10 protein-coding genes are annotated in these 12,277 nt (G+C 59.8%); 6 read left to right on the plus strand and 4 right to left on the minus strand.

Annotation, left to right across the window (positions count from 1 at the left end):
- The 6 genes from Q0C48_RS01795 to Q0C48_RS01820 form a co-directional block, all read left to right on the plus strand.
- Window positions 1-3,227, plus strand: a 3,227-nt coding sequence (locus Q0C48_RS01795; RefSeq protein WP_291520960.1) for an AsmA-like C-terminal domain-containing protein, incomplete at its 5' end; no start/stop codon positions are given.
- A 4-nt stretch (window positions 3,228-3,231) separates the two neighbouring features.
- Window positions 3,232-4,065, plus strand: coding sequence for a carbon-nitrogen hydrolase family protein (locus tag Q0C48_RS01800; RefSeq protein WP_291520962.1), 834 nt, complete (start codon window positions 3,232-3,234; stop codon window positions 4,063-4,065).
- A gap of 18 nt (window positions 4,066-4,083) precedes the next feature.
- The gene (locus tag Q0C48_RS01805; protein WP_291520964.1) at window positions 4,084-4,311 is read left to right on the plus strand and encodes a hypothetical protein; all 228 of its coding nucleotides are present in this window, start codon (window positions 4,084-4,086) and stop codon (window positions 4,309-4,311) included.
- Window positions 4,298-6,061 carry an ABC transporter ATP-binding protein/permease gene (locus tag Q0C48_RS01810; RefSeq protein WP_291520966.1) on the plus strand — a complete coding sequence of 588 codons (1,764 nt, stop codon included), beginning with the start codon at window positions 4,298-4,300 and terminating at the stop codon, window positions 6,059-6,061. The genes Q0C48_RS01805 and Q0C48_RS01810 overlap by 14 nt, the downstream gene beginning before the upstream one ends.
- Before the next feature lie 68 nt (window positions 6,062-6,129).
- On the plus strand, window positions 6,130-6,705 hold the full coding sequence (locus Q0C48_RS01815) for a thioredoxin family protein (RefSeq protein WP_291520969.1): 576 nt from the start codon (window positions 6,130-6,132) through the stop codon (window positions 6,703-6,705).
- On the plus strand, window positions 6,702-7,448 hold the full coding sequence (locus tag Q0C48_RS01820; protein ID WP_291520971.1) for an SDR family NAD(P)-dependent oxidoreductase: 747 nt from the start codon (window positions 6,702-6,704) through the stop codon (window positions 7,446-7,448). The genes Q0C48_RS01815 and Q0C48_RS01820 overlap by 4 nt, the downstream gene beginning before the upstream one ends.
- 65 nt (window positions 7,449-7,513) lie before the next feature.
- On the opposite strand, the gene Q0C48_RS01825 is transcribed toward Q0C48_RS01820, so the two are convergent.
- The 4 genes from Q0C48_RS01825 to Q0C48_RS01840 all read right to left on the minus strand — a co-directional run bounded on the left by Q0C48_RS01825 (window position 7,514) and on the right by Q0C48_RS01840 (window position 12,217).
- Complete coding sequence (locus Q0C48_RS01825) at window positions 7,514-7,732, minus strand: hypothetical protein (protein ID WP_291520973.1); 219 nt, start codon at window positions 7,730-7,732, stop codon at window positions 7,514-7,516.
- A gap of 245 nt (window positions 7,733-7,977) precedes the next feature.
- Entirely contained in the window at window positions 7,978-8,436 is a 459-nt protein-coding gene (lspA, locus tag Q0C48_RS01830) for a signal peptidase II (RefSeq protein WP_291520975.1), read from the minus strand.
- Window positions 8,436-11,249 (minus strand): isoleucine--tRNA ligase, encoded by a 2,814-nt coding sequence (gene ileS, locus Q0C48_RS01835; RefSeq protein ID WP_291520977.1) that lies wholly within the window; start codon window positions 11,247-11,249, stop codon window positions 8,436-8,438. The genes lspA and ileS overlap by 1 nt, the downstream gene beginning before the upstream one ends.
- Before the next feature lie 2 nt (window positions 11,250-11,251).
- Window positions 11,252-12,217 (minus strand): bifunctional riboflavin kinase/FAD synthetase, encoded by a 966-nt coding sequence (locus tag Q0C48_RS01840; protein ID WP_291520979.1) that lies wholly within the window; start codon window positions 12,215-12,217, stop codon window positions 11,252-11,254.
- Window positions 12,218-12,277 lie beyond the last annotated feature (60 nt).

A 12,277-nucleotide genomic window follows, 5' to 3' on the forward strand; every position in this document is an offset into this window, starting at 1 on the left:
GGGCGCATGTGGATGTACAGCATCTGACCGTACAATGGCGATCCCAGCCGCAGGCCGCCCCCATTCCGCTGCGTGTGCAGTGGCAGAGCAGCGGTGGCTTGCGTCCGCAGATGCAGGTGCAGGTGCGCTGGTCACCTCAAGGTCTGTTGCGCTATTCAGGAGCGGCGCGCGGCGTCTTTACCCGTCCGGGGCGCTCCTCTGGCAGCGGTAACTGGGTGTTGCAATCGTTGCCGCTGCCTTGGTTTCATCTCGCGGATCCGCACTTGCCGGTGTTGGGCGGCAGCGTGAGCGGCAGCGGGCGCCTGCAATGGCGTTATGGCTTGCCGCGCACAGTTACCGGGCAGTTTGCCGTGCATGACGCCGGGGTGGACGGTAAGCAATGGGCGCAAATCCATGGCCATCTGGGCTGGAATGGAACGGGTTCCACCGGGACATTGCAGCTTGCTGATTTGACGGGGCTTGCTGCACAACCTTTGGCAGCGCGCTTGGGGCTCAACTGGCGCCATCGCCTGCAATGGCAGGTAGAAACGCCGCTGCTTCCCGCCGCACTTCTCCAGAACGTGCCGGAGATGGCCCTCCCCGTGCAACTCCGTTGGATACCTCGGCAACAGTGGCAGGGCAGCTTGCGCGACCTGCACTTCCGCTCGCACAGCGTGGGACACCAGCCCGCCACCTGGGAGCTTCAGGCAGGGCTTCATGACATCGGTGTTTCGCCGCATGGAGACTGGTTTGGCGTGCAGGGCCTTAGCGGCGACATCGTCCTTCACCCGGAAGCCCTGCAATTCCATCTGGCGAGCCGGCAGTTCACCCTGGACTGGCCACAACGCTTTGCAGCGCCGCTGCACCTGCAAGAAGTATCGGCACGGGTTGTCGCCCGGAAGGCGGGTACCGACTGGTCGATTCAAGCCAATCCGATCGTGTTTCAGGGGCCAGGTCACCTGCAGGCCAGCCTGGCGGTGCAGGGCCAGGAACTGCGTCTGAAGGCTCAGCTTGACGACATGCCGGTGACGGCGATGGCGGATTTCGTACCGCAGAGCGGTATTAGCCCTGCCCTGCGCCAGTGGTTACTTCAGGCCTTTCAGGCGGGGTCCCTGCAGCATGCTGATCTGCAGTGGCAGGGACCATGGAATCACCTGCCCCGCCAGGCGCCGGGCGAGCATTTTTCGCTGCGGGCGAATTTTCGCCATGTGACCCTGCATTATGCCCCGCGCTGGCCAATAGCGACGCAAGTGAACGCGCAACTCCTCTGGGCGGGAGATCGCCTTTCTGTCCAGAGTCGTCGGGGTGATATTTTCGGGGTGCCAGTGGCGTCCGCAAGCATCGCTCTCAACCATCTCTTCGCACCGCATACCTCGCCGCTGCAGGTAACTTTGAAGACGCCGATCCCGCTGGATAAATTGCTGCCTTTTTTGCGGGAAACACCAGTATTGGAGGGCAAGGCCGTGGCGAATATGCCCCTGCGTCTGACGGGGCAGGGGCAATTACAATTAGCCCTCAACATCCCTTTCGGGACTGAGAAGAGCCAGGTAGATGGCCGGATCGATCTCCGCCACGCGGGGGTCGGGTGGGGCGGCTGGCAGGCTACGAGTATGCAGGGGCCGGTTTATTTTCAGCGGGATAAGATTCAGGTTGGCGAGCTGAAAGGCGTTTTTGCCGGTGGTCCCGTGCAGGCGAGCCTGCAGGTTAGTCAACTGGAGACCGCGCCGCGCCTGCGTTTTTCGCTGCAGGGTGAACTCCAGGCGACTGATCTGCCGATGCCGGAACGCTGGCGCACGGCTTTCAGTGGCGCCGTCCCGTATCAGGGTAGCGGTACGCTGTTGAACAACGAGCTGCATTTTAAGGGCGATGCCGACCTGCGCCAAAGTCGTAGTGCTTTACCTGCGCCCTTGAATTGGGCATCAGGCAAGGGTGGAAACCTGACCGTGCAAAGTCATGGCAATGTGGCTCACCGTTTGCAAGTCAATTTCAAGCTACCCCTGGGGTCTGCCGTCCTGGCTTGGCAACGGGAGGAATCCGTCTGGCGATGGGAGGCTGGCGCCGCACGTTTGGGTGGAGAAATCCCTCCGCCACTGCCCAGTACTGGGTTTTTCCTTCAGGGCAGTGGCGATAGCCTCTCCGTAGGAGCGTGGCTGAACATGCTGACAGGTGAAGAAGACCGTAAGACGTGGCCGGGAATCCGCTTTGACCTGCATTGGCGGCACCTGCGTTTTCTGCAACAGGATTGGCCGGATGTGCAGATCCGCGGCCAGGTGGCGGCAAAGAAGCTGCATCTGCAATGTGCCAGCCCCCGGTTAGCCGGCGTCATACACTATGCGCGTGCGCCGCAGCCCACGGCTTCCGCCCAACTCCGTCTGGACATCCAAAAATTAAGTGTTGCTGCACCGGTATCCGCTGTATCTTCCGCCCCCGTCCTTTCGCAAATACGGCAAGGGGCCGCAGGCAGCCCGCTGACGCTGCATACCCAGATCGCGCAACTCGATTGGCATGGCCACAAGGCGCATGATGTGCTGTTGGATGCGGCGCGATCGGCGGCCGGCTGGAACATTTCTATGCTCAAAGGCGACTGGGCAGGCAGTCAATGGGATTTTAAAGGGTCATGGCAGGGTGCCGGGGTGGGTCAGTCGACCTTTCAGGGAAATATCCGCAGCAACAATATTGCCCCTGTTCTGCAGGACATCGGTATGGATACCCTGGACTATGGCCGCGCCGATTATGCAGGAAAGCTGTCCTGGCCAGGTGCGCCCTGGGATTTCTCTGCCGCGCATCTCAGCGGAACCATACAAACCAAGTTGTGGAATGGTCGTCTCAGAAAACTGGGTACGGATATTTCCTGGCTCATCTTTCTGAATCCTACGACGTTGTTTGAAGATGTTCTCACCTTTGATTATCGCCCGCTCTACGGTAGTGGCTTGTTCTTTTCCAAGCTTTTTGCCGATTTCCAGGTGCAGGATGGTGTTGCCCATACCCGCAATCTGCTCCTTGAATCCAGCGCGCTCGAAATGAAGGGGGTCGGCGCCGTCGACTTGGCGCACCAAGCCGTGCGTATGGGGTTGCAGGTTTATCCCTTGCAGAGTTTTGACTTGCTTCTCGGGCATTTCCCCATACTCGGCCCTGCCATCTTTGGGAAATCGGGCAAGGTGCTAGAATGGCGTTATCAGGTGGACGGACCCTGGGCGCATCCGGCGGTGCGTCCGGTGCATGCAGCGGCCACGGCCAAAGGGGGCTAAAACGATGAATGCTCAGGTTGCCGTAGTACAGATGGTGTCGTCGGACGTGCTGGCGGATAATCTCGCCCGTGCCGGGTCTCTGCTGGCGCAGGCGTCTGCGGGGGGGGCGCAACTGGCGCTCTTACCCGAAAATTTTGCCCTCATGGGGCGTGACGAAAAAGCCAAGCTGGCCATTATGGAGGTGGATGGCGACGGCCCGATCCAATCCTGGATGGCAATGCAGGCACAGCGCCTGGGCCTGTGGTTGATAGGGGGCAGTATCCCCCTGGCCGCGCCTGACGGGCGCAGCTATGCCGCCTGTCTGGTTTTTGACCCCGCCGGCCGATGCCTGGCGCGTTATGACAAGATACACCTCTTTGACGTCGATCTGGCGGGCGGCGAAAGTTACCGCGAGTCCCGCACCATTGCCCCCGGCAGCACCCCGGTGGCCGTGACCACGCCCTGGGGCCAGGTTGGCCTCTCTATCTGCTATGACCTGCGTTTCCCGGAGTTATACCGCTGTTACGCGGGGGCTGAATTACTGGTCGTCCCTAGTGCCTTTACCCAACAGACGGGCGCCGCGCACTGGGAGTGTTTGCTGCGGGCCCGTGCCATCGAGAACCAGGCCTATGTGCTCGCTGCGGATCAGGGTGGTTTGCACCAGAACGGCCGCCAGACCTTTGGCGGTAGTATGATAATCGATCCCTGGGGTCAGGTGCTGGCCCGCATGGACCAGGGCGAAGGCGTCGCTCTAGCCCAGGTTGACATGGAATTTTTGCAGCGTTGCCGCAGTAATCTGCCCGCGCTGCAGCATCGTCGCCAGGCATTTTGTGGCGCCTCCCAGGCGACACCGGCCTAATCCTTCTGTTGCAGCGTGATGGGGGCCACCGCGCCGCTGAACGCCGGCCTCGCCTCAGAAACCAGGCCCCTTGAAGTGGCGGCGGGAATGGTTTTTGGTTTGAGCCATGCTATTCTCACGGGCTTTATGGGTTATGACCATTACCCGAAGATCAGCAATATTTGCGCCGACTTGGATTCGGCAAATGAGGAATGTGTGTGGATGCTGAGCGGGACTTCTTTGGAGATCGTGCATGAAGCAGTTTAACGGGGCATTCTTCCGTGACCTGTGGCGGATGACCAAACCCTACTGGTGGCACTCCGAGGAGCGCTGGATGGCGCGTGGGGTCTTTGCCTTCATCATCCTCCTCAATCTGTTCATGGTCTTTATTTCTTACCGCATTACCGAGTGGTATGCGGTGTTCTGGAATGCCCTGCAGCACTTTGCAGTGAATGCCGCCTGGCACCAGATGCTGATTTTTCTGGGATTGGCCACTCTGTACATCGTCGCGGCGGTTTCCCAGACCTTTTTTACCCAGATGCTGGAGATTCACTGGCGACGTTGGCTGACGAAGCATTATCTGGATGCCTGGCTGGCCAAAAGTACCTTCTATCACATGCAGGTGCTGGGCGATGGCACCGACAACCCGGATCAGCGTATCAGCGAGGATTTGGCCAGTTTCACCGGGCAGACACTCAATATTGTGATTGGTCTGCTCAGTTCTGTCACGACCCTCGCTGCCTTTGTGTTCATGCTCTGGGATTTGTCGGCCATGATTACCATTCCCTGGCAGGGCAGCCTCTATACAATCCCCGGCTATCTGGTCTGGGCGGCGCTCATTTATTCCGTATTCGGCACCATTCTGACGGCCCTTATCGGGCGGCCACTCATCAGTCTGAACTTTAACCAGGAGCGTTATCAGGCGGATTTCCGTTTCAGCATGATGCGCCTGCGTGAAAACAGTGAGAGTATCGCGCTGTATGGCGGCGAGACTGAGGAGCGCCACCACTTTCTGCAGCGATTTGCTAACGTCTATGCCAACTATTGGCGGATTATCTGGCGATCCATGCGTCTCAATTGGTGGGTGTCCGGCTATGGCCAGGTGGCCATCATTTTCCCGATCCTGGTGAGCATGCCTGCCTATTTTGTCAATAAAGCCATTGGCATCGGTGGCTTGCAGCAGATTGCCTCGGCTTTTGCCCAGGTGCAGGGGGCGCTGTCTTTTATTGTCAGCAGTTATGGCAGTCTGGCCAGCTGGCACGCCGTCGTCGATCGTCTGCGTTTTTTCGAACAATCGATGGATGAGGTCCGCGTTATCCGGGAAACCCATTACCAGATTGAGCGCAAGGATGGTCCGCGGCTCATCGTGAAAGGCCTCAATGTGCGCCTGCCCGATGGCCGGGAATTGATTCATCACCTGGATCTGGATGTGCGCCGCGGGGAGCACTTGCTGATCATGGGCCCGTCTGGTGGGGGCAAAAGCACGCTGGTGCGGGCTTTGGCCGGCATTTGGCCCTTTGGTGAAGGGGTGGTGGAGATACCGCGGAGCGACCGTCCGCTCTTCCTGCCGCAGAAGCCGTATCTGCCCCTGGGCACTTTGCGTGATGTGCTGGTGTATCCCTTCGGGGTGCCAGGGATCAGTGATGCCCGGCTGCAGCAGGTGCTCCATCTGATCGGCATGGAGGCGCTAGCCGACAAACTGGAGGACGCCCGTTTGTGGTCCCATGTATTGTCCCTGGGTGAGCAGCAGCGACTGGCCTTTGCCCGCATTCTGTTACAGAAGCCACAATGGGTGTTTTTGGATGAAGCCAGTTCGGCACTGGATGAACCGGCAGAGGATGCGCTCTACCATACGCTCGTCGAGGAGTTGCCGGAAACCGCCATCATCAGTGTGGGCCACCGCTCCAGCCTGTTGCAGCATCATCAGCGCTGCCTGCGTCTGCAAGGCGGCGGGCGTTGGCATCTGGAGATCGTCGTCCATCCCGTCCATGGGGGACAGCAGCCGGCACCGGCTTGATTATAGCAGACGGGGAGGACGCCCCGTTTTATTCTTATCCATCATGATGATTTGAAAGGAGACTCCTTATGGCTATGACCGCAAAAGATTTGCCGGTTGGCGGTGCAATGCCCGAATTCTGTCTGCCCATCGGTGGCCAGGCGGGACAGTGGTGTAGCACCCAGGCACAGGGCAAGCCCTTGCTGGTACTTTTTATCTGTAATCACTGTCCCTATGTGGTCCACATCAGCAAACGTTTGGGCGCGTTGGCGAGGCAATGGCAGCAGCAGGGTGTGCAGGTGGTGGGCATCAACAGCAACGATGCCCTGACTTATCCAGATGACGCGCCGGAAAAAATGCCTGCCGAGGCCCTGCGCGCCGGTTATCATTTCCCTTATTTATTTGATGCCGAACAAAGGGTGGCCAAGGCTTTTAATGCGGTGTGCACGCCTGATCTTTTCCTTTTTGATGCGGCAGGCAAACTGTTTTATCACGGTCAATTCGATGCGAGTCGCCCCAAGAACGATCTGCCGGTGACCGGCGAAGACCTGTCTGCAGCCATAGCCGCGATGTTGGCGGGTGCCGAGCCTTCGGCCAAAGTGCTGCCCAGCATTGGTTGCAGTATCAAGTGGCGGCCGGGCAACGAGCCGGAGGACTGGGTATGACTGCTCAGCAGCGCTGTGCCGTGGTGACAGGCGCCTCCTCGGGTATTGGTGCCGCCACGGCGCGGGTATTAGCGGCACAAGGATATCTGGTGGTTCTCGGGGCACGGCGGCTGGAACGTTTGCAGGCCCTGGCCGCAGAGTTGGAGGGGGTGGCCATTCCTCTGGACGTAACCGATGCGGCCAGTATAGCTACATTTGCTGCCCGGTTGCCGGCTGGTGTCGATGTGCTGGTCAATAATGCGGGTGGCGCGCTAGGGCTGGAATCTATCGCAGACTTGAACGAATCCCATTGGCAAGAGATGTGGCAGAGCAATGTCCTCGGCCTCGCGCGTATGAGTAAAGCGCTCTATCCCCATCTGCTGAAAGCTTCTTCCGGGGTCGGTCATGTGGTGAATATCGGAAGTGTCGCCGCCCACGAAACCTATGCCGGTGGAGGTGGTTATACCGCCTGTAAACATGCCGTAAAAGCGATTACGGAGACCATGCGTGTGGAGTGGCTGGGTCAGCCGTTGCGGGTGACAAAAATTGATCCAGGCTTGGTGGAGACGGAGTTCAGCCTGGTGCGCTTCGATGGAGATGCAGAGCGGGCCGCCAGCGTCTATGCCGGTATGGAGCCTCTGGTAGCCACGGATATTGCTGACGCCGTCCTCTGGGCGGTAACGCGGCCTGCCCATGTGAATATTGACGAAATTATCATCAAGCCCCGGGATCAGGCACGGGTAGGACTGGTTTACCGGCGTTGATGCCGGTTTACCCTATACGGTGCATGAGTGGGCAGCGCGCGACGGTTGGGTCGTTCCGGTGGCGATCAGTGAAAAATGGCGTGCAACAAACCAGTGGCAGCCTGTTGCTGCTTTGCGACAAGGTGGGTGAGATTACGGCTTTGACGCTGTTGACGCAGGCGCAGCAAGCGCTTTTGTAACTCCCGTTTGATGCGCTGTCGCTCGTGACCCGCCATAAAAGATGCGTAGCTGGGGAAGCTGCGTACCCGGCGTAAGGCGGCCAGAAGATTCGCGGTGCTGTCCATGTCAGTCTCCATTGCTTTGCTCTGATGAATATGAGAGCTAACAGCAATAGTCATGCCAAAAAAATACGCCATTAAAATTAGGGGACAGGTCTTTTCCTGCGGGCCGGACGGGGGAAATCTGTCACGTTTTAGCGACAAGGCTCCGTTGTAGCGGGGCCGCAGCGGGGATTCGTCTATTAGCAGGGCGGCTTTTGCTACTTTGGTCTTCGTCGCAAAAAGCCCCCAGGTCCCGCCGCCGTTTTACATCAATGACGCCGGAAAGCATCGAGGACCAGTATCACGGCACCGATGGAAATGGCGCTGTCGGCGATGTTGAAGTAGGGCCAGTAGAGGCTACCCCAGTGGGCGCCAATAAAATCGACCACATAGCCGAGACGGATGCGGTCAATCAGGTTGCCGACCGCACCGCCGAGAATCAGCGCAAGGGATATGGCGGTCCAGGTGGAGCCGGGCTTGAGCCGTCGCAGGATGGCGACGATAACCACGACCACGAGCAGGGCGATGCCGATGAGTAGCCAGCGTTGCCAGCCGCCAGCCCCCGCCAGGAAGCTGAAGGCGGCGCCGGTATTGTGGATCAGGCGGAAATTGAGCAGACCTGGAATGACGACAATACCCTGCCCCACCCGCCAGATGTGGCTCAGCCAGAGCTTGACGCCCTGATCCAGCAGGATGACCCCGAGCGATAACCATAAATAACGCAGCATCAGCAGAACTCCCGTGTTTCGCCGGGTAAGGTGAGGTTTTCGACACAGCGGTCGCAAATATCCGGATGCTCGGGGTGATGCCCCATGTCCGGGCGACGATGCCAGCAGCGCGCGCACTTTTGGGCATCACTGGGCCGGACCTGTATGGCGATGCCGGGGAGGATATCGCTGCATCCTTCCGGGCGTTCCCCATAGGGGTGCAGGGCGCACGCGGAACTCAGCAGGAAAAAGCGCAGTTCCTCACCGAATGGCACCAGAAACTCATGCCAGTCGCTGTTGGCGTAAAGGGCGATTTCGGCATCCAGGCCGGAGCCGATCTTTTTTTCCTGACGCAGGGGTTCCAGCGTGGCATTGACGGCGTCCCGCAACTGACTGAGCCGCTCCCAACGTACATCCAGTGCTTCACTATCAGCAGGCAGTATAATTTTCGGATATTGCGCAAAAAACACGCTGGGGGACGGGCGATTGCCCATCTCGTTCCAGATGTCTTCAGCGGTGAAGCTCAGGATGGGGGCCATCCACACCACCATGGCTTCGAGCATCTGCCAGAGTACCGTCTGCGCCGAACGTCGCGCCCGCGAGGCGGCTGGCGTGGTGTAGAGGCGATCTTTGAGCACATCCAGATAGAGCCCGCCCAGATCCACTGAGCAGAAGTGATGCAGGCGCTGCTGGACGCGGAGGAATTGATACTCGCTATAGGCAGCGCGAATTTCCTCCTGCAGGAGCGCGGTACGGGCCAGCATCCAGCGGTCCATGTCCAACAGATCTGCCGTGGGCAGGGCATCCGTGGCCGGATTAAAGTCGTGGGTGTTGCCCAGCATATAGCGGGCCGTATTACGGATGCGCCGGTAGCTGTCGCCCAGTTGCTTGAGGATGGTGTCGGAGATGGGGATCTCGCTGCGGTAGTCCTCCGAGGCCACCCAGAGCCGCAGGATGTCCGCGCCGTAGCGGTCGATGATTGCCTGCGGGGCAATGACGTTGCCCACGGACTTGCTCATCTTCCGGCCTTCGCCATCGACGGTGAAGCCGTGGGTAAGCCCCGCTTTGTAGGGTGCCCGCCCGCGGCTGGCGACGGACTCCAGCAGGGAAGACTGGAACCAGCCGCGATGCTGATCGGAGCCTTCCAGATAAAGATCGGCCGGACTGTGCAACTCCGGCCTCTGCTCCAGTACAAAGGCGTGGGTGCAGCCGGAGTCGAACCAGACGTCGAGAATGTCCGTGACTTTGTGGAAGTGATCGTGGTCGCAGCCGCTGCAGCGGGCATCCGCAGGCAGAAAATCGCTGTCCGGCTGGTTGAACCAGGCATCGACCCCGTCCGTATCCACCGCCTGGGCGATACGCTCGAAGGTGTCGGCGTCGCGCAGGGGTTCGCCGCACTGGGCACAGGAGAAGATTGCGACGGGCACGCCCCAGGCCCGTTGCCGGGAGATGCACCAGTCCGGACGCTGGTTGACCATACCGGCGATGCGGTCTTCGCCCCAGTCGGGAATCCACCGGGTGGCGTCGATAGCAGCGATGGCCTTTTCGCGCAGACCGTTGGCGCTCATGCTGATGAACCACTGGGGTGTGGCGCGGAAGAGCAGGGGGGTCTTGTGGCGCCAGCAATGGGGGTAGCTGTGACGGATTTTCTCAAAATGGAGCAGGGCACTGCGCTCGCGCAGGAGTTCAGGTACCCGTTCATTGGCTTCCTGCACGGTGATACCCCCCAGACTCAGGGGCAGATCATCTTTGAAGCGGCCGTTGCCGAGCAGGGGGCTGTCCACCGGCAGGTGATAGTGCCGGGCCGCTTCATAGTCATCCACACCATGGGCGGGGGCAGTATGCACGCAGCCGGTGCCTGCCTCCAGGGTTACATGCTGACCGAGGATGACCGGCACTTCCCGATCCAGGAAGGGGTGTTTGAGGCGGAGGCCCTCCAGCACCACACCGGCGAACTCGGCCAGTACTTCTGCTTCCGGGTGACCATAGCGGGCGAGGGCGCTTTCTGCCAGTGCCGCGGCGAGGATCAGATGCCGGTTGCCGGAGCGCAGCAATACGTAGGTATATTCGGGGTGCACGGCTACCGCCTGATTGGCGGGCAGGGTCCACGGCGTGGTCGTCCAGATCGCCACGCTGGCCTCTGCAGGTTCAGCGAGGCCAAGGCGTTGGCTCAGGTCGGCGGCGTCGGCGACGACGAAGGCGACGTCGATAGAAGGATCGCTGCGATCCTGATATTCCACTTCCGCCTCTGCCAGGGCGCTGCCGCAGTCCACACACCAGTGTACCGGCTTGGCACCGCGTACCACCTGGCCGCTCACCGTCAGGCGACCGAGTTCCCGCAAGATGTTGGCTTCGGCCTGGAAGTGCATGGTCAGGTAGGGTTTCTCCCAGTCCCCGATAATACCGAGGCGCTCGAAATCCTGGCGTTGCCCGGCAATCTGGCCTTCGGCATAAGCACGGCAGGCATTGCGGAAGGCTTGGGCCGTGACCTTTTCGCCGGGACGTCCCAGTTCCTTTTCCACCTGGATCTCAATAGGCAGTCCGTGGCAGTCCCAGCCCGGCACATACGGCACCCGGAAGCCTTCGCTCAGCTTGCTTTTGTTGATGATGTCCTTGAGCACCTTGTTGACCGCATGGCCGATATGAATCTTGCCGTTGGCGTAGGGTGGGCCATCATGCAGGATGAACGTGGGGCTTTCAGCACGCGCCTTTTGCAGCGCTCCGTATAGCTCATGCTCCTGCCAGCGGGCCAGGGTCGCGGGTTCACGCTCCGGCAATTTTCCCTGCATGGGAAAGTCGGTTTTAGGAAGGTTAAGGGTTTGCTTGTAGTCCATGATTATTCAAAGTCCTGGGGATGTTCGGCGAAAAAGCTTCGGGTGTTCACGACGTCATTGTCGATGGCGGCCTTGAGGGTGTCGAGATCCACATATTTCTCTTCGTCCCGCAGCTTGTGGTGCAGCTCTACAGAAACCTCCTGTCCATAGAGATCGGGGCTGTCCGCATCCAGACAGTGGGCCTCCAGTACCATCTGCTTGCTGCCGACGGTGGGGCGCAGACCGATGCTGATGGCGGCGATCCAGTTTCCTTTCGGACTCAACAGCCGTCCGGCAAAGATACCTTTGACCGGCACCGGGCGGCGATTCAGGGAGATATTGGCAGTCGGAAAGCCCAGTTCACGGCCCAGATGATCGCCATGCACGACCCGTCCACAGAGGGCATAGGGACGTCCCAGCCAAGCCGCCGCCTGTGCCAAGTTTCCGGTCTGTAAAAAAGCGCGGATGCCGGTGCTGCTCACCCGTTTGCCGTCGAGCAGAAAGGGGGGCTGCTCTTTCACCGAAAAGCCATACTGTTGCCCGAAGCGGAGGAGCATGTCCAGATCACCCAGCCGTCCCGCCCCAAAGCGGAAGTCGTGACCGACGCTCAGTAGCCCGCAGCGCAATTGTTTGACCAGTATCTGAGTAATGAAATTCTCAGCAGACAGGTTGGCCAGCGCCTGATTAAAAGGCAGGCAAGTGATGCTCTGTACCCCGTTTTGGCGGAGTGCTACTACCTTCTCGCGCAGGCTGCTGAGGCGTGGTGGCGCGTCCGCACATCGAAAAAACTCTCGGGGTAGGGGCTCGAAGGTGAGCACTGCAGTGGGTAGCCCACTTTCCCGCATGGCCCCCAGCAGTGCCTGATGGCCGCGATGCACCCCATCGAAATTGCCGATGCTGACCGCCTGGGTTGCGTCAGCGGCGCGGGTGCTGCGGCGATGGAGGGAGAGGAAGGGGTGCATGCGCTTCAGCGAGTCCGGGTTTGCCAAAAAATGCCGTCATCTTAGCGTAAAAATGTGGATTACCCTAGATTGGGATGTGGTCCGCCT

The organism is Acidithiobacillus sp. (genome assembly GCF_023255755.1).
Lineage (GTDB): Bacteria > Pseudomonadota > Gammaproteobacteria > Acidithiobacillales > Acidithiobacillaceae > Acidithiobacillus.